The 17,778-nt window shown below is 73.0% G+C and carries 14 protein-coding genes and 1 pseudogene; 9 read left to right on the forward strand and 6 right to left on the reverse strand.

Going from position 1 to position 17,778, the window contains the following annotated elements:
- The first annotated feature begins 313 nt into the window (after window positions 1–313).
- Together LCE31_RS21405 and LCE31_RS21410 are read left to right on the forward strand one after the other, a co-directional pair.
- Entirely contained in the window at window positions 314–1,792 is a 1,479-nt protein-coding gene (locus LCE31_RS21405) for a glycosyltransferase family 29 protein (RefSeq protein WP_225016551.1), read from the forward strand.
- The gene (locus LCE31_RS21410; RefSeq protein WP_225016552.1) at window positions 1,789–4,179 is read left to right on the forward strand and encodes a glycosyltransferase; all 2,391 of its coding nucleotides are present in this window, start codon (window positions 1,789–1,791) and stop codon (window positions 4,177–4,179) included. Before LCE31_RS21405 ends, LCE31_RS21410 begins: the two co-directional genes overlap by 4 nt.
- A gap of 22 nt (window positions 4,180–4,201) precedes the next feature.
- On the opposite strand, the gene LCE31_RS21415 is transcribed toward LCE31_RS21410, so the two are convergent.
- Complete coding sequence (locus LCE31_RS21415; RefSeq protein WP_225016553.1) at window positions 4,202–4,759, reverse strand: TetR/AcrR family transcriptional regulator; 558 nt, start codon at window positions 4,757–4,759, stop codon at window positions 4,202–4,204.
- A gap of 101 nt (window positions 4,760–4,860) precedes the next feature.
- Between LCE31_RS21415 and LCE31_RS21420 the strand changes: the two genes are divergently transcribed.
- A complete protein-coding gene (locus LCE31_RS21420) occupies window positions 4,861–5,661 on the forward strand; it encodes an SDR family oxidoreductase (protein ID WP_225016554.1) in 801 nt (266 codons plus the stop codon).
- Window positions 5,662–5,827: 166 nt separating this feature from the next.
- On the opposite strand, the gene LCE31_RS21425 is transcribed toward LCE31_RS21420, so the two are convergent.
- Window positions 5,828–6,808, reverse strand: a complete 981-nt coding sequence (locus LCE31_RS21425; protein ID WP_225016555.1) for a quinone oxidoreductase family protein — start codon at window positions 6,806–6,808, stop codon at window positions 5,828–5,830.
- Window positions 6,809–6,923: 115 nt separating this feature from the next.
- On the opposite strand from LCE31_RS21425, the gene LCE31_RS21430 reads away from it, so the two are divergent.
- Window positions 6,924–7,598 (forward strand): TetR family transcriptional regulator, encoded by a 675-nt coding sequence (locus tag LCE31_RS21430; RefSeq protein WP_225016556.1) that lies wholly within the window; start codon window positions 6,924–6,926, stop codon window positions 7,596–7,598.
- A 61-nt stretch (window positions 7,599–7,659) separates the two neighbouring features.
- On the opposite strand, the gene LCE31_RS21435 is transcribed toward LCE31_RS21430, so the two are convergent.
- A complete protein-coding gene (locus tag LCE31_RS21435) occupies window positions 7,660–8,508 on the reverse strand; it encodes a LysR family transcriptional regulator (protein WP_225016558.1) in 849 nt (282 codons plus the stop codon).
- A 70-nt stretch (window positions 8,509–8,578) separates the two neighbouring features.
- Between LCE31_RS21435 and LCE31_RS21440 the strand changes: the two genes are divergently transcribed.
- The 3 genes from LCE31_RS21440 (at window position 8,579) to LCE31_RS21450 (ending at window position 12,180) form a co-directional block, all read left to right on the forward strand.
- On the forward strand, window positions 8,579–8,896 hold the full coding sequence (locus tag LCE31_RS21440) for a hypothetical protein (protein WP_225016560.1): 318 nt from the start codon (window positions 8,579–8,581) through the stop codon (window positions 8,894–8,896).
- A complete protein-coding gene (locus tag LCE31_RS21445; RefSeq protein ID WP_225016562.1) occupies window positions 8,893–9,639 on the forward strand; it encodes an SDR family NAD(P)-dependent oxidoreductase in 747 nt (248 codons plus the stop codon). Before LCE31_RS21440 ends, LCE31_RS21445 begins: the two co-directional genes overlap by 4 nt.
- 306 nt (window positions 9,640–9,945) lie before the next feature.
- On the forward strand, window positions 9,946–12,180 hold the full coding sequence (locus LCE31_RS21450; protein ID WP_225016564.1) for an eCIS core domain-containing protein: 2,235 nt from the start codon (window positions 9,946–9,948) through the stop codon (window positions 12,178–12,180).
- Here LCE31_RS21450 and LCE31_RS21455 read toward each other — a convergent pair.
- On the reverse strand, window positions 12,158–13,492 hold the full coding sequence (locus LCE31_RS21455; RefSeq protein ID WP_225016566.1) for an acyltransferase family protein: 1,335 nt from the start codon (window positions 13,490–13,492) through the stop codon (window positions 12,158–12,160). The genes LCE31_RS21450 and LCE31_RS21455 overlap by 23 nt on opposite strands.
- Before the next feature lie 519 nt (window positions 13,493–14,011).
- Between LCE31_RS21455 and LCE31_RS41290 the strand changes: the two genes are divergently transcribed.
- Entirely contained in the window at window positions 14,012–14,809 is a 798-nt protein-coding gene (locus tag LCE31_RS41290) for a class I SAM-dependent methyltransferase (RefSeq protein ID WP_225016568.1), read from the forward strand.
- Between the two features lie 252 nt (window positions 14,810–15,061).
- Here the strand turns inward: LCE31_RS41290 and LCE31_RS21465 are convergent.
- Together LCE31_RS21465 and LCE31_RS21470 are read right to left on the reverse strand one after the other, a co-directional pair.
- A pseudogene (locus LCE31_RS21465) lies at window positions 15,062–16,438 on the reverse strand (polysialyltransferase family glycosyltransferase); the annotation flags it as partial.
- Window positions 16,435–17,415, reverse strand: a complete 981-nt coding sequence (locus LCE31_RS21470; RefSeq protein WP_225016570.1) for a glycosyltransferase family 2 protein — start codon at window positions 17,413–17,415, stop codon at window positions 16,435–16,437. The pseudogene LCE31_RS21465 and the gene LCE31_RS21470, both read right to left, overlap by 4 nt.
- A 142-nt stretch (window positions 17,416–17,557) precedes the next feature.
- Between LCE31_RS21470 and LCE31_RS40520 the strand changes: the two genes are divergently transcribed.
- Window positions 17,558–17,778 (forward strand): DUF6716 putative glycosyltransferase (locus LCE31_RS40520; protein WP_374118515.1); only part of this gene is annotated, 221 nt, incomplete at its 3' end.

The following is a 17,778-nucleotide window of genomic DNA, read 5'->3' on the forward strand; positions in this document are numbered from 1 at the left end:
CCCCCCGCGCCTCCCGCGCCTCCCGCGCGCGGATGACGCGGCGCCGCCCCTTTCCCCGTCTCTACGTTTTCCCGCTGCCCCCGTTTTTCTCGTTTCCTGACGCCGCGTTGACCTCTTCCCGACGCTCATTGCCTTGCTTTTGCGCCCACGGCCTGGCGGGTTTCACCCTCGGTCGTTCCCTGTTCACTTCTGCTTCGTCCGGCTTTCCTACCGTGCTCCGACCCCCGTACGACTTCTTACCGCCGCGGGGCAGTGACCTTGGAGCAGCATGACTATGGCCCGCAATCCCCGGCCCCGACCGCGCGGTGAGGGTGTGGAGACCGCGCAGACCGGTGCCTCGGCGGCGCAGGTGCCGCCGACCACCCTGGCCGAGTGCCTCAGCGCGTGCGCCGCGCACAGCGGCAAGCTCGTGGCCGGCCTGGACCGGCGGCGCGTCGAACTCGCCGAGCGGCTGCGCGCCGTACTGGCCCTGTACGCGACGGCGCCCGCGCCCGGCGCGACGCCCGCCGCCGTGAGCGCGGGGGCGACGGGCGGGCTGTTCCGCCGCGCCGCGCGGACGCCGGCCGCCCGGGGCCCGGCGCTCTCGGGCGAGTTGCTCGACACCCTGATCGAGGTGGGCGGCAAAGCGCTGGACTGCCCCTACGAGGACGAGGTGCGCCTCGCCCTGCTGATATCGGCGACCATCCTCACCGAGCGGAAGGGGTCGCGCGCGGGCTGGCGGCTGCGTGCGCGGGCCCTGGAGGCCGCGGGCGAGGAGGCCGCGTCGGTCGCCGCGTACCAGAACTACCTGGACCGCACCTCCGAGGACGGCTACGGCATCGCCTCCAAGGTGGCGGGGCTGCGCATCGCCGAGCAGCGCCGGGCGGAGACCGTGGAACTGCTGGAGCGCGAGTGCCCCGGCGCGGCGGCGTACACCGCGGGCCCCGCCACCGACACCTGGGCGGAAGGCCTCGCCCGCTGCGACGCGGGCGACTGGCCGGGCGCCGAGCCGCGCCTCGTCGGCGCGCTGCTCGCCATGGCGCGCGGTGACGGCCCTGCGGACGACTTCCAGCAGGGCGTCGGCGACTACCTGGACCTGCGCATCCGCCACCACGACGGCGCCGCCGCGGACCTGCGCGAGCTGATCGGCCTCTACGCCGACCAGCGCAGGAACCGGATGCGCGGCCCGATCGAGGACCCGACGTTCGGTGACACCACCTGGCTGAGCCTCGGCGAGTTCCGCAACCAGATCACCGGCAAGTCGATCTGTCTGGTCGCCAACTCCCAGAGCCTGGGCAGGAGTTCGCTCGGACCCGAGATCGACTCGTACGACGTGGTGGTGCGGTTCAACTCGTACCGGATCGACGCCCCGGCGACCGGCACCCGCACCGACGTCCACGCCTCCATCCACAAGCACAGCTTCAACTGGGACCAGAAGGTCACGACCCGGCTCGTCTTCGGCGGGGTCCCGGGCGACTGGATGTACTCCCTGCGCAACCGCCTGGTGCCCGGCGCGCAGCGCTACCTGGGCGACGACTCGCTGCGCTGGCCGCTGCGGAACATCGGCCGGGTCGGCGCCGACGTGTGGCCGTCCATCCCCACCACCGGCTTCAACATGCTGTGGCTGATCGACTTCCTCGACGTCAGCCCCAGGTTCGACCTCTTCGGCTTCGACTTCTACGAGAGCGGCGCGTACCGCGTCGAGGAAGCCATGCGCCAGCCCATCACCTCGGTGCACGAGTACCGGGGAGAGAAGTCGTGGGTGATGGAGCGCGCCACCAGCGTGACAGAGACAAGGATTTCGCTCCGATGACCGCCACCGCGCCCGCCACCGTACCGGCCTCCGCGCCCGCCTCCGACGCCCCGCCGAGCCCCGAAGGTCTCACCGACGCCGCCGCCCTCACCGGCAGGCGCAGGATCGCCTTCGCCAGCTTCGTGGACGAGAACTATCTGCCGGGCTTCCTCGTGCTGCTGCGCAGCCTCGCCCTGACCAACCCGTCCGTGTGCGAGGACTTCCTCGTGCTGCACGAGGACCTGCGGCCCTCCTCCATAGCCCGGATACGGGCGCTGCACCCGCGGATCAGGCTGATACGCGTCAACGCCGGCCACTACGACTCGTACGCCAAGGGCGACCAGCACAACTACCTCGTCCGCAAGGCCTACTTCATCCTCGACGTGTTCCGCGTCCGCGACTACGACACGATCATCACGCTCGACACCGACATGGTGGTCCTCGGCGACCTGGGCGAACTGCTGCGGCTGCGCGAGGGGATCGCGGCCGTCCCGCAGTTCTTCTACGGGCAGCACAAGCTCAACAGCGGGCTGCTGGTCATCCAGCGGAAGTACCTGACCGACGCGTTCTGCGCCACGATCGACGCGACCGGCCGCAGCGGCGACTACGAGCTCGACAAGCACGACCAGGGCATCCTCAACGCCGTCCTTGACGGCGCCTTCGTCCGGCTCGACGCCCGGTACAACTTCGTCAAGCGACGGCTCTCCGGCGACCTGCCGGTCCCCGACGACACGGCGATCCTGCACTTCACCGGCCGCCACAAGCCGTGGCAGGGCGGAGAGGCCGGCTACAGCCCGGCGGAGGAGCGCTGGCACTCCTACGAACTGACCGACGAGCAGTTCCGCGCCGCGTACATGACCCTGCCGAAGACGCTCCACCACGACCTCGTGGTGCACCTCGGCACCCCGCACGTCGCCCGCACCGGCAGTGTCGACGGCGCCCGCCGCCTCGCCCAGGTCCACCTGGACGCGGGCGAGTACCAGAAGGCCGCCGCCGCGCTCGGCTCGGTGCACATCCCGGTCCACGAGGCGTTCCCGCACGAGGTCTACGGGCGTGCGCTGATGAGCCTGTCGCGCTACCAGGAGGCCGAGGCGCACCTGCTGCTCGCGACCTCCGCACCGACCCGCGCGGCGACCGCGTTCGGCCGCCTCGCCCAGATGGCCTGGGTGGGCGGCGACGACACCTCGGCGCACGCCTACGCGACGGACGGCCTCGGCGTCGACCCGACCCACCGCGCGAGCCGCCTGATGCGCGAGCGCACCGTGCCGCGCCCGCCCGTGCAGGAGGGCCCGGCGGACGAGCAACTGGCGCACGTGGCCTTCTACATGCCGCAGCAGGGCAACGCGGGCGACAAGCTGCTCCCGGAGTCCGTACGGCTCACCTTCGGCCAGGACACCGGCCCGCGCCGCTGGCACTCCGTGCACGCGCACCGGCTGTTCGACGAGGCGGCGCTCGGACGGGTCAACCAGCGGCGCGGGCTCGTCATCGGCGGTGGCGGCCTGTTCATCCCGGACACGGCACCGAACGGCAACAGCGGCTGGCAGTGGAACGTCGGTGACGAGGTGCTGGAGCGGATCGACGTGCCGATCGTCGTGTACGCGGTCGGCTTCAACGCGTTCGACGGCCAGGCGTACGGCTTCGACCGCTTCCGCACGTCGCTGACGAAGCTCGTCGAGCGCTCGGCCTTCTTCGGGCTGCGCAACCACGGCTCGATCGAGAAGGTGCGGGCGCTGCTGCCGGCCGGGCTGCGGGACAGGGTCCGCTACCAGCCGTGCCCGACGACGGTGACCCGGCAGCTGGTCGAGGGCTGGACCGATCCGGCGCGGCGCGACGACACGGTGCTGATCAACGCGGCGTACGACCGGGCGGGCCTGCGGTTCGGCCACGACTACGCGTACTTCCTCGGCCAACTGGCCGGGGCCGTGCGGTCGATCGGCGAGCACGCCGAGGTCAAGTGCGTGGCGCACGCGCTGGACGACGAGCGCGTCGCGTTCGACCTGCGGCGCGAGCACGGGATCTCGCTGCCCGTGGTGCCGCTGTACGACGCGGACAACGACGCGATCCGGGCCGAGTTCGCGCGGACGAAGCTGGTCATCGGGATGCGGGGCCACGCCACGATGATCCCGTTCGGCTGCGGCACCCCGGTGATCAGCCTGATCTCGCACCCGAAGATGGCGTACTTCCTCTCCGACATCGACCGCCCCGGGTGGGGCGTCTCGGTCCACGACCGCCACCTCGGCGCACGGCTCACCGAACGCGCGGTGTCCCTGCTGGACGACCACGGCGCGGCGGTCGCCGACGTCCACGGCCGCCAGCGGGAACTGTGGAAGATCACCGAGTCCAACGGCGCGGACATCGCCTCGCTGCTGTCGGCGCGGCCCCGGACGCTGAGGCCGACCGTGGGCTGAGCCCGCCCGCGGCCGCCCGGCTTCAGGCCGCGTCGCCGAGCAGGGACTGGAGGGCCTGCCGGAAGGCGGCGGTGTCGGTGTCCTGGCCGATGGCCAGGCGCTGCGAATATCCCGTGAGCATGGCGAGCAGCGCGCCGGCCACGCCGTGGGCGTCCGGCGCGTCGGGCAGGCCGCGGGCGCGGCGGTCCTGGCGGATCAGCCCGGCGGCCTTCTCCTGGTCCTTGTCCAGTCGCTCCCGGATCTGGGCGGCCAGGCCGGGGTTGACGGCGGCCTCGGCCCAGACCTGCGCCATCAGCCGGGCGTGGCCGCCGTGGCGGGCGCGGACGCGGTCGAGGAGTTCGGCCGCGTCGCGGATGCTGACGGGGTCGACGACGCTGTCCACGGCGTCCTCGCAGACGGCCGCCACCAGGTCGTTCTTGCTGGGGAAATAGCTGTAGACCGCACCGGTGGACAGTCCGCTCGCGGCGACGATCTCACCGGTGGAGGTCTGGGCGAAGCCCTTGACCGCGAACACCTCGCGGGCGGCGGCCAGGATCTGCCGGCGGCGGGCGTCGCGGTGCTCCTGGGTGACCCTGGGCATAAAAAAGAGCGACCTCTCGTTTTTGTTGTACGGTTGGCGGCATCCTACCCAGCCGGCGCCTTCCGTCAGGCGGCGCCGGGCGACGAAAAGGGCCCTGTCCCATGACATCCACCACCGAGACATCCGCGTCCGGGCCGGCCGGCGAGTTCGCCGGGGTCCGGGTCCTGGTCACCGGCGGCACCAAGGGAATCGGCGCGGCCATCGCGATCCGATTCGCCGAGGCCGGGGCCGACGTCGTCGTCGCGGCCCGCACGCCCGTGGACGAACCGCCCGCCGGGAAGTTCGTCGCGGCGGACCTCGCCACCGCCGAGGGGACCGCCGACCTCGCCGCCCGGGCCACGCGACTGCTCGGAGGAGTCGACGTCCTGGTCAACAACGCCGGCAGCCAGACCTACCTCCCCGGCGGGGCGCTCGACGCCACCGACGACGACTGGTACCGCGACCTCGACACCAACCTCATGTCCGCGGTCCGCCTGGACCGGGCCCTGCTGCCGGGCATGATCGCGCGACACCACGGGGTCATCGTGCACATCACGTCGGGCCAGGCCCGCCTGCCCGGCGCCGCGTCCCTCCCGTACGCGGCGGCGAAGGCCGCGACGACCGTCTACAGCAAGGGCCTGGCCAACGAGGTCGGCAAGCACGGGATCAGGGTGAACACCGTGGTCCCCGGGCTCATCGAGACCCCGGCCGTCTCTCGGCGGCTGGACCGCATCAGCGCCGACAGCGGCCGGGACGCCGAAACGGCCCGCCGGGAACTGATCGACCGGGTCGGCATCCCGCTCGGGCACCCCGGCCGCCCCGCCGACGTCGCCGAACTCGTCGCATTCCTCTCCTCCGACCGCGCGGCGTACCTCACCGGCAGCCAGTACGTCGTCGACGGCGGCAGCATCCCGACGGTCTAGGGAGCTCCGCACAGTCGCGCCGTCCGGGGCCCTCCCCGTCCCGGATCGCGCGGCACCGGAGAACGCCCGGCACGCGGGCCGTCACGACCGGAGAACGCCCGGCGCGGGCCGTCACGACCGGAGAACACGCCCGACACGGGGCGTCACAGGGGGCAGCAGGCCCACGTCACGGGACGAGGACCATCCGGCCGCTCGCCGCATGGCGCTCCAACCTGTCGTGCGCGGCGGCGGCGTCGGCCAGCGGGAGCGTCTCGATGTCGGTGTCGGCGAGCCCGTCGGCCACCGCGCGCAGCGCGACCTCGGCCGCGGGCCTGATGGCCTCGGGGTGCGCCGGCAGATAGGCGCCCGCGTTGAACCCGGCGACGGTGATGTTGCCCTGCCAGATCCGGTTGCCGTCGATGCGGTGGTCCCAGTCGCCGCCCGCGTTCCCGACCAGCAGGAGCCGGCCGGACGGTGCGAGCAGGTCCAGGCTCTGTGTGCGCAGCACGCCCCCCACGGGGTCGACGATGACGTCGAACTTCTCGCCGTCGAGCGCGCCGGGCAGCTCGGCCGAGTCGACGACGGCGTCGTACGGCAGCCTGGTCGCGGCGGCCGCGCCCATCCTCCCGGTGCGGACCGTGCCGACCACCCTGGCCGCTCCGAGCTTCCGTGCGACGCCGGGGAAGACCGCCGCGAAGGCGCCCAGCGCGCCGTGGACGAGGACGCTCTCCCCCGCCGACAGATGGATCGCGCCGGTGAGCGCGGCATGGGCCATGATCGCGTTGGGTACGACGGCGGCGGCCAGGGCGGGCTCGATCACGTAGCCCTCCGTCGACACGACGCGCGCCTGATCGCTGACGTACACCGACGCGTACCCTCCCGTCCCGTCGCCGGGGAGCGCCACCACCCGCTCGCCCGGGGTGAATCCGGTGACTCCCTCGCCGAGCGCGCGCACCGTGCCCGCGACCTCCAGGCCGGGGACGTACGGCGGTCGCGGCAGCCCCTCGCGGTCCTTGAACAGCCCCTGCCGGATGTAGACGTCGATGAGCCCGACCGCCGCGTGGGTGACGTCGATGGCGACCCGGCCGGGGCCGGGGACCGGATCGGGCAGGTCGGCGAGTGCGAGTACGCCCGGTTCACCGAAACGGCTGACCTGTACGGCCTTCATGGCGGTTCCCTTCGAGACGGTGGCGGCAAGCAGTTAACGCACATCGTGATGCGTTAAGTGGACCGTACCACGGCGTCTCGGCGTAACGCATCCCTGCGTGCGTTATGATTCCGGCATGCGACAGAGGGCCCGGTCCGACCAGGACAAGACGCGCCGCTCGGAAGACCTGCTGGAGGCGGCGGAGGCACTCGCGCTCGAACTCGGCGGCGTCCGCCACGTCACCCTGGCGCCGGTCACCGAACGGGCCGGCCTGCACCGCACCGGCGTACGGCGGTATTACGCGAGCAAGGAGGAGCTGCTCCTCGAACTGGCCGAGCGCGGCTGGGGCCAGTGGCGCGACGCGATCAGCCGCGAACTGGGCGGTGCCACCGGGCTCGACCCCACCCGGACCGCCGCCCTGGTCGCCGGCACCCTGGCCCAACTGCCGGTGTTCTGCGACCTGTTGACCCACGTCGCGCTGTACCTCGAAGGCGACGTCGGCATCGAGCGGGCCCGCCGGTACAAGACCAACGCCTTCGCGGCCCACGACGCGATCACGGCCGCGCTCGACCAGGCATGCACGATGACGGCCGGGCAGATCGAGAGCCTGCTCGCGGTGGCGATCACCCTGGCCTCCGGCTTCTGGCAGGTGGCCCATCCGACTCCCACGCTCGCGGCGCTGTACGAGCAGGTGCCCCGCTGGGGCCATGTCGCACTCGACTTCGCGCCGCGCCTCCACCACGCGCTTGAGGCGTTCGCGATCGGACTCACCCGGATGCCGGCCGACGCGGACCCGGGCACGGCGGACTGACGCGCCGCCCCGGCGGTGGCGGCAGGAGTGTCCGGTACCAGGGACCGTGCGGCCCGCCGCCTCACCCGGAAGCGGTCGCGGTGCCGAGCGCCGCCGCCACGAAGGACGCGAGCAGGGGGCGGCGGTCCTGTTCGTTCCAGGCGAGTACGAGGCGGCTGGGCGGGGTGTCGGTCACCGGGACGGCGACCAGGCCCGGCGGGACGGGCTCGACCAGCGAGCGGGGCAGTACGCCGATCATCCGGCTCACCGTGATCATGTGGAACAGCTGCACCACGTCGTTCACTTCGGGGCCCGTGCCGTCGCCGCCGGGGACGCCCTTCCAGTGCGGCAGCGTCTCGCCCTCCAGGTCGGCCAGGCGCACCGAGGCGCGCCCGGCCAGCCGGTGGCCCGAGGGGACGATCGCCACCCGGTCCTCGACATGCAGCGTCTCGTGGGCCAGGCCGTCGAGATCGTCGAACGGCACATAGAGCAGGCCGGCGTCGGCCCGGCCCTCGCGCAGGAAGTCGGTGCGGTCGGCGGGGCCGCTGAAGAGGATGTCCACCCGGCGGGCGTCGGGCCTGCGGGCGTACGCGGCCAGGATGGGGGACAGCAGGCCGGCGTCGCCGCCCGGCTTCAGCACGAGCCGCAGGTGCGCCTGGGTGTCGGCGGCGCGCCTGGCGTTGCGGACGGCGGCGCCGACCGCGTTGAGCGCGTGCCGGCCGTGTTCCTGCAACGCCTCCCCGGACGGGGTGAGTTCGACATGCCGGCTGGAGCGGACGAACAGCGGGACGCCGAGCCTGCTCTCGATCCGCCGGATCGCCTTCGACAGCGCGGGCTGGGCGATCGAGAGCCGGTCGGCGGCCCGGCCGAAGTGCAGTTCGTCGGCGAGCGCGACGACGTACTCAAGCTCGCGGGTCTCCAGTTCAACCATGCCTCCAGGTTATCGCCGGATGTCCGATCGGTCTTGGACACCGGTGGCACCGGCCGCCGAGAATTGGCACATGATCAAGCACACGATGATCGTCTCCTTCGATCAGCCCTTGCCAGACACCGAGCTCGACCAGTACCTCGCGGACATCGAACGCGTCCTGCTCGACACCGGCCTCGTCCAGTCGTTCGCCGCCCGCCGCCACCTCCCGATCCCCGGCGAGGAGGCCATACCGGCGCTGATCGCGACCGTGATCGTGCAGATCGCCCTCGCCGACACCGACGCCCTGGCGAAGGCGTTCGGCGCACCCGGCCTGCACGAGGTCATCGGGCGCTGGCAGGCGCGGCACCCGTACAAGGTCGCCTGGGCCAACCACGAGGCGCTGGCATGAACGACGACCTGCGGAAGGTGGGTCTCGTCACCGGCGCCGGCAGCGGGATCGGCCGCGCGGCGGCGCTCCGGTTCGCCCGTGACGGCGCCGCGGTCGCCGTGCTCGACATCGACGCGAGCACGGCCGCCGAGACGGCCGAGATGATCAGGAAGGACGGTGGGGAAGCCCTGGCCGTCACCGTCGACATCGCCGAGGAGGCCTCCGTGCGGGCGGCCGTCGAACGTACGGCCGCGGCGTACGGCGGGCTCGACTTCGCCGTGAACAACGCGGGCATGGCCTCGCACCACCGGCGGCTCGACCAGCTGACCCTGGACGAGTTCGAGCGCGTGACCCGGGTCAATCTGTCGGGGACCTTCCTCTGCATGAAGTACGAGCTGCCGCTGCTCGAAGGCGGCGGCGCGATCGTCAACATCGCCTCCAACGGCGGCCTGTACGCGATCCCGGCCGCCCCCGCCTACGTGGCCGCCAAGCACGGCATCGTCGGCCTCACCAAGACCGCGGCGGTCGACTACGCGGCGGCCGGTGTCCGCGTCAACGCCGTCTGCCCAGGTCCGACCCTCACACCCGGGTTCGAGGGCGTCGCGGCGGGAACCGACATGATCGCGGCGCAGACGGCGATCACGCCCCTGGGCCGGCTGGCCGCGCCCGAGGAGGCCGCCGCCGCGGCGGTCTGGCTCTGCTCGGACGCCGCCTCCTACGTCACCGGCATCGCGATGTCGGTCGACGGCGGACGGCGGGCATAGTCGGCGGAGGGCGAACGGCGGAGGGCGGACGGCGGACATAAGGGCCGTCGCGCCCGGACAGGACAGGACCGGGCGGCGTCGGCGCCGGGCAGGGCGGCGCTCGGCCCCGATGCGACCCGCTCCGGACCGATCCGCTCCGATCCGGTCCGGCCCGTACGGGCGCCTCACGCGTCCCCGATGTACCGCAAGTCCCGGATGCGCCTCAAGTCCCCCTCTTCTCTTGGGGGCTTCATCTCCGCTCCATCCGGTTTCCACCTAGAGTCCATGGGGGGGTGACCAGGCCCTGTCCACCGACGGAGGAAGCTGATGATGCGGAAGGAAGCGCCCGACCAGGCCCAGGGGGTCGCCGCGGGCCCTGCGCGTTCCCCGAGGCCCGGGGCCCCGCCGCAGGGCCCCGGCGGGCTTCTCGGGCTCCAGCGGTCGGCGGGCAACGCCGCGGTGGTTCTGATGCTGCGCCAGGCTGTGGCGGCCGACGCCGCGGCCGATCCGTCCGAGGAGGCCGGGCCCGACCTGGGCAGCGTCATCAAGGGCGTGACCTCCCGGGGCGGAAGGCCGCTGCGTGCGGCGCAGCGCGAGAAGGCCGAATCCGTGTTCAAGGAGGACTTCTCCGCCGTACGCCTCCACACGGACACCGTCGCGCAGCGCTCCGCGGCGGATCTCCAGGCGCGCGCCTACACCGTCGGGGACCACATCGTCAGCGGCACCGGCGACATCGACGACAAGACCCTCTTCCACGAGCTGACCCATGTCTCGGACCAGCGCAAGGGCCCCGTGGCAGGCACCGACCACGGCGACGGCACCTTCAGGTCGAGTCCCGACGACCCGTTCGAGCGGAAGGCCACCGCGAACGAGAGGCTCGCCGACAGCCCCGTCGCGCCCGAACTCCCCTCCCCCGGCCACCACTCCGGGGACGGGCACGCCCACCACGGCGCGGTGCAGCGGATGGCGGCCGGGCCCGCGACCGTGCAGCGCGCCCCGGCCCACGAGGGCACGGAGACGACCGGGCAGACCGGAAAGACCGGGAAGACCCAGCAGGTCCGCCGCCGCATCCTCGTCGTCTGCGACGAGAGCGGCCAGGGGCTCGGCGGTGTCCCCGTCTTCAACATGGAGCTGGTCAAGGGTCTGCACCACGACAACGACGTCACCCTGCTGACGGTCAACAACAAGGAGAAGTACGACCACGCCCAGACGGTCAAGCAGCACGACGGCGTCCGGGTGATCAACGTCCTGGTGCCCGACCTGAAAGAGGGGCGCGAACGCCTCATCCAGCTCGTCGCGAGCAACCGGCCGGAGGCGTACGGGCTCCCCGCGGCGCGCGACGCCTTCGACATGATCATCGGGCACTCGCGGTTCTCCGGCCCCGCGGCCGAGCTGATGTGCTTCGGCTGGTACCCCTCCGCCCGCCTGGTGCACTTCCTGCACACCAGCCCCGTACGTCTGGACAAGATCAAGGGGGAGCCGGAGAAGGGCGGCCGGAAGGCCAGGACCGAACGCCAGGTGATGCGTGAGGCCGACCTCGTCTCCGGAGTGGGTCCACTCCTGACGAAGGAGGCGGAACGGCTCTCGCAGCAGATCTTCCGAGTGCCCGCGGTCCACGAGTTCGTGCCGGGGACCGAGGTCAAGACCCCGCTCGTACACTCGGCGCCGCCGCCGCGCAGGCTCGATCTGCTGCTGCCTGGCCGCGCCACCGACGCGATCAAGGGCGTCCGGGCGGCGGTCACGGCGATCGGGATGCTCCGCCGCCCGCAGTCCCTGGGCGGATACGGGCTCGACGTGCGGCTCACGATCCGCGGCGGCCCGAACCCGAAGAAGGACCCCGAGATCCACGCGAAGTGGCAGAACCTCGTCACCAGCCTCGGGGCGGGCGGCGTCACCCTGCTGCCGTTCACGCCCAACCCCGAGGATCTGGACAGGGACCGGGAGGGGAAGGACGCGGTGATCATGCCGTCCCTGCACGAGGGGTTCGGTCTTGTCGTCACCGAGGGCGCCGGGAACGGGGTGCCCGTCCTGGTGAACGGGGAGAGCGGCGCGGCCGAGTTCCTTCAGCAGTTCCAGGCCCTGACCGGGCACATGGTGGTCGACGCTCCCTACAACGTCGACCCGGCGTCGGGCAAGGAGGTCGAGGGCGGCGAGGAGCAGCGCGCCAAGGCGTGGGCCGAGGCCATCGCGACGTTGCAGAGCCGGCTGCCCGCGGCCCGCGGCGACGCCGCCCAGCTCCACGAGATCCTGACGCGCTACACCTGGCGGCACGCGGCCCAGGCCCTGGTCGAGGCCGCCATGGCGACCGTGCCCGGGACCGGCCCGAACCACGGCGCCGTCACCCGGCAGGGCCCGGACGGCACCGTGGAGCAGCTCGGACAGCGTGAGGACTGGGCGCCCACGCACCGCTGGGACGGTTCGACGCCGCAGCCGCGCACGGGAGGGCCCACGCAGGCGCAGCTGCTCCAGCGTCTCGCCGTCATACGCCAGACCCTGGGCCTGACCACCGACCTCGGCGGGCAGACCTCCCGCAGGAGCGTCAGGAGGACCAACTCCGTGTGACATCGGCCGGCTTCCGACCGGGCGGTCGCCGGAGCGTGCCCGCGGTCGCACCCGTGAGCAGGGCGCGCAGCCGCGGGGTCAGCGTGCGTTCCACGGCGCGGTGCAGGAGCCAGGCCAGGAGCAGCATCGCGGCCACGGTGAGCGGCAGTGTGGCCGCCGCCGGGAGGCCGAGTGTGCGGTGCAGGCCGCCGATGACCACCCAGCCGAGATGCTCGTGGACCAGGTAGAAGGGGTACGTGAGGACACCCGCGGTGGTCAGCCAGCGCCAGTTCGCCCAGCGCAGCCGGTCCAGGGCGACGGCCGCGACCGCCGCGAAGCCCAGGGCGACGATCGCGATGATGACGCCGGTGTGGCGGTAACTGAAGTAGGTGGAGGCGTGCCAGAGGTCCGCCACGGCATAGTGCTGGCCGAGCAGGAAGCCCACGAGGGCGAGCCCCCAGCCCAGGGGGTCGCGGTGGTCCCGATGGACCAGGTACAGGCCCATGCCGCCGACGAAGAAGGGCGCGTACTCCGGCATCAGGATCTGGGTGGCCAGCGCGGAGTGCGCCGCGTCGGCGAGGACGGCGCCGATCGTCCACAGCGAGCCGAACAGGACGACGCGGCGCCGTGTCACACCCGGGAGCACCACGCACACCGCGAACAGCGCGTAGAAGCGGATCTCCGCCCACAGCGTCCAGTCGACGCCGATGACCCGCTGACCGCCCGCCGGCATCTGGAGGAGGGTCAGGTTCAGCAGCGCGTCGCTCGCCGTCACCGTCCGGTAGACCACGCCAGGCAGGGCGAAGACGGCGGTGATGAGGACGACCGCGCACCAGTACGCCGGCATCAGCCGGGACACGCGCGAGGCGAAGAACGCGGCGAGCGAACGCCCCCAGGCGCTCATGCAGATGACGAATCCGCTGATGACGAAGAAGATCTGGACACCGAGCGGGCCGTACGCGAACCATGTGTGCATCGAGGGGAACTGGACCGCGGGCGAGGCGCCCCACGCCGTCGCGACCTCGCCCTCGCGGCCCCCGTAGTGGTACAGGGCCACCATCAGCGCGGCGACCAGCCGCAGCCCGTCGAGGGCCCGCAGCCGCGCCGGGCGGGCACCGCCGGGGCGTCCGGGCCGCCGGGCCACGCCGGGCGCACCGTCTCCGGCCGGACGCGGAGACCCCGCGCTCCCGGCCGTGTCCGGGTCCACGCTCCCGGCCGTGTCCGGCCCCGCGCTCCCGGCCGTGTCCGGCCCCGCGCTTCCCGCCGTGTCCGGGCCCGCGCCCCTGGTCGTGTCCGGGTCCGCGCTTTCTGCGGTGACCGTTTCCGTGCTCATGTCCGGAGCAGACGTCACCGGATCTCCCTTCGCCGCCCCGTGCCTCCCCCGCCACCGTAGGGGCGCCGAGGCCCGGTTCAGAGGGTGGAGGCGGTGTTGCGCGGGGTCGTCACAGCACGTTCATCCGTACGTTCACCTGTGCTGTGGCCACGTCCGCCCAAGCGCCGTCGACGGGGGCGCGCGAGCCTCCGACGGCGCGCGTCCGGGCCGTGGGGGGGGGGGGGGGGGGCGCGGGGCGGGGGGGGCGGCGCCCCCCCCCCGCCGCGCCGCCGGCCGAGGGCCCGGAGCAGCCCGCGCGGCGGGGGGGGGGGGGGCGCCCCCCGCCGTATCCCCGTCTCTTCTGCGCCCGCGGGGGCCCCGCCCCCCCCCGGCCGGGCGGGGGGGGGGCGCGCCCCGCCCCCCCCCCGCGCCCGGGCCGGGGCGCACTCCAGTGCGCCGTTGAGTGCGGCCCACCGCGCCGCCGACCATGGCAGGCGGTCTCCACCGGTCCCGGTGGAGCGGGAGACCGGGGGGTCTGTGGTGGACACGACGACAGAACGGTACGGCGAGCTGCTGTTCTCGCACGCCCACGAGGGCGAGGGAGAGCGCCTGGACGCGCTCGCGCGCGCCCTCGACCCGCTGACGTTCCGGCAGTTGGACCGCTTCGGCCCGGCGGACGACGCCCGCTGCCTGGACATCGGCTCTGGCCTCGGCACGGTGGCCGCGGGGCTGGCGGCGCACTGTCCGCGGGGGCGGGTCGTCGCGACGGACACCGACATCCGGCACTTCCCGCCGCCCGCCGAGCGGCGCGGCTGGGAGGTCGTACGCCACGATCTGGCGGTCGACGAGTTTCCCGAGGGATCGTTCGACCTGATCCACGCGCGGTGGGTCTTCTCGCACCAGCGCGGCCGGGACGCCGCCCTGGCGCGGGTGGTGCGGTGGCTGGCCCCCGGCGGCCTGCTCTTCCTGGAGGACATGTCGCGCTTCGCCCTCGACTCCTCGCCGCACCCGCTCTACCGGAAGGTCAGCCGGGCCATGACCGAATCGGTGCGGCTGCGCCTCGGCACGGACTTCGCCTGGGCACGCACCTTCCCGCAGCCGCTGCGCGCGCTGGGGCTGACGGACCTGGGCGCCGAGGTCACCGTGTCCGCCGTCGGCGCGGGCCCCATGGGGCGCTTCTGGCGGCTGACCGCCGAGCAGCTCACCCGGGACCTGCGCGATGTCCACGGGATCAGCGAGGGCCAACTCGCCGAGTTCGCCGCCCTGGTGGAGCACCCGGACTTCAGCGATCTGTGCCTGTCCCACCACGCGGCCTGGGGCCGGCGCCCGCACCCCTGATCGCCGGCGCGGGCGTACGTCCGGCAGAGGCGTCCCTCCGGAACCGTACGGACACACCCGGGGTCCCGGGGGGGGGGGCGGGGGCGCCCCGGGGGGGGGCCCCCCCCGGGGCCCGCCCCCCCCGCCGCCCCCCCCCCCCCCCCCCCCCCGCCCCCCCGCCCCCCCCCCGGCGGGGCCCGGGGGGGGGGGGCGCCCCGGGGGGGGGCGCCCCCCCCCCCGCCCCCGCCACCCCCGGCTCTCCCCCGCCGCCAGCCGCTTCAGCGACCTGACGCGGCGCACGACGCCCCGTACGCGCGGGCCCCGCGGGATGAACGCCATGCGCGCGGGCAGCCCGCCCGGCAGGTCGAGGACCGTGAGGCGGCGGCGCTTGAAGTAGCCCATCGTGCGGGCGTCCTGGTGGGCGCCCAGGTAGTCGGTGGCACGCTCCCGCAGGTCGGGGTTGACCTTCGGCTGCATCGCGAAGCCCACCGCGGCGAGCAGCCCCGCGAGGCCCGCCGCGGCCGGGTCGCGTGGCCCTTCCCTGACGGCCGCGCGGTCCGTGACGTCGGGCAGCAGCTCGTGGCAGATCGTCACCGGGACGCGGTTGCTGTTCTCGTACGGCGTGAGCCCGTCGAGCAGCAGCTCCGTGCCGACGCGCGCGACGCGGAGCCCGTAGAACGACGCGGCGGTGAACAGCGCCGTGGAGAAGCAGCCCACGACGAGGCCGGGGCGCAGCCGCTGGTAGAGCACCTCGGCGATGACCGGCGCGTCCACGATCGTCAGCTCCACCCCGAGGCGTTCCGCCTCTTCCTCCAGGCTGCGCGAGAAGCGCGCGGGCGCGGTGGGATGGGGCTTGAAGACGACGCGGCGGTGGCCGAGTCCGTGCGCGCCGCGCACCATCTTCACGTGCAGGTCCTCCTCCTCGTCCGCGGTGAGGATGGACAGCGCGGAGAGGTACTGGCCGAGCAGCAGCGCGGGGCGTTCGTCGGCCGGAGGAGCACCGGGCCCGGCCGCGGACTCGGGCTCGCCCGGAGTGTCGGGGATGCCCGGCAGGTCGGGGGCGTCCGCGCCGATCTCGGCGAGGACCTTGAGGAACACCTCGGTGGGTACGACCGTGGGCTCGGCGCCGAACTCCCGCAGCAGCATGGGCCGCAGGCCGGGTACGAGGTCGAGGTGGAGGACGCGGCCGATGCGGGTGCCGATCAGCGGCGGGATCTTGTTGCGGGTGGGGCCGTAGCTCATCAGCCCGTCCGCGTAGATGTCGATGGCGGCGCCGGTGAAGATGTCGGTGACGGCCAGCGCGGGCACCACCTGGATCGACTCGGCGACGAGGTGCACGGCGTCGTCGCCGAGGTTCCACAGCAGCCGCAGGTACCGCTCCCACAGCACGACGTCGTCGGGGCCCGGGGACCAGGCGCCGGGGTGGAAGGGGTGGATGGCCTCGTTCCACGACAGGATCTCGTCGAACCGGTCGCGGAGCCGCTCGAAGCCGGACATCTCGTCGAGCCCGGGTGTGGCCTCGGGGTTGGCCGCGTTGTTCGACACCAGCAGGATGGTGCGGGCGGCCGGTTCGAAGCATCCGGCGTCCAGGGCTGCGGCCAGCGTGGCCGCCCCGTAGAGGGTGGACGCGAGGAAGATACGGGTGGTCATGCGGCCGCCTCCGCGGGAGCCTGGCGGCGGCGCAGCTTGACGAGCTGGCCCGCGCGCCGGTGGTCGAGAGAGGTCAGGGTGTCGTCGAGCACGTCCTGCGGCATCCTGCGCAGGGCGGCGGCGCTCATCGACTTCAGCTGCCGGGCCACGCCGGGCTCGAACCGTTCGATCTGGCCCAGGTGGTGGGTGATGATCGCGCAGTACGTGCGGACGGCCTTCGGCATCAGCCGGTCGGCCTCCGGGTCCTCGGCCGTCTCCCGCAGCAGCTGGTCGAAGGCCGCGATGAAGTCGAGCTGGCGGGTGTCGCCGATCTGGGTCAGCGAGGACTGGACGCCGCGCCGGTAGTAGTAGCCGAGCTGGTTGACCGCCGCGCAGGACTCGGCCTCGCGGTGCAGCTTCCAGATCCAGGGCCGGTCCTCGGCGGTGTGCAGGCCCTCGGGGAAGGCCATCAGGCCCGCCTCGTAGAGCCGCCTGTGGAACAGTCCGGCCCAGGAGTACGGGTAGTCGACCGAGGTGGAGCGGGTGTCGGGCAGGATCAGGTCGCGGGGTCGCAGCACCGTGCCGCGCGGGCCGATCGGCGCGCGGTAGACGGTCCGCGCCCGGGCCGTGCAGCGGACCTGGTCGGTGCGGATGAAGTCGACGCCCAGCTTGTCGATCTCGGCGACGAGGGCCGGGAGGTAGTCCCGCGCCAGCCAGTCGTCACCGTCCAGGAAGGTCAGGTACTCCCCGCTCGCCGCACGCAGGCCCGTATTGCGCGCGGTGCCGATACTGCTGTTCTTCTCGTGTCTGATCTGGCGTACCTCGCAGCGGAATTGCGGTGCGAATGCTGCCACCGCGTCGGGCGTGCCGTCGGTGGAGCAGTCGTCGACGAAAACGATTTCGTCGTTCTCGGTGACGTTCGCACGCAGGCTGCGCAGTGCTTCGGTGATGAAGGGCCGCACATTGAAGTACGGCACGATGACGGAGAGCTTGACCACTCCGGTGACGCTAGGGGCTGCCACGGCCCGAATCCCCACGATCCGGCATACGGCGGGTGAACGGCGTGTGACGGAGTTCTAAAGCACCCCGGGAAACGGCCGCTTTCCCCATTCGTAGACGTTCTGTTAACCCTTTATTGCCATGGAGTTGGGCCGCCGCCCGAATTGGCTTTCTAACGTCCACGACGTGCCATCACGTACACGCCAAGCGGTCCGGGTCGCCGTACTCGCCGATTCCGACACCCGGTGGAAGTGGGGCGCGCTCACCGCGCGCCGCATTGTCCCCGAAGACCGCACCGTCGAGCTCAGCGGCTTCCTGCTGCGCGGCCGCGCCACGCCCACCGCACGCCAACTGGCCGAGGT

This window comes from Streptomyces sp. 8L, assembly GCF_020176795.1.
Classification (GTDB): Bacteria; Actinomycetota; Actinomycetes; order Streptomycetales; family Streptomycetaceae; genus Streptomyces.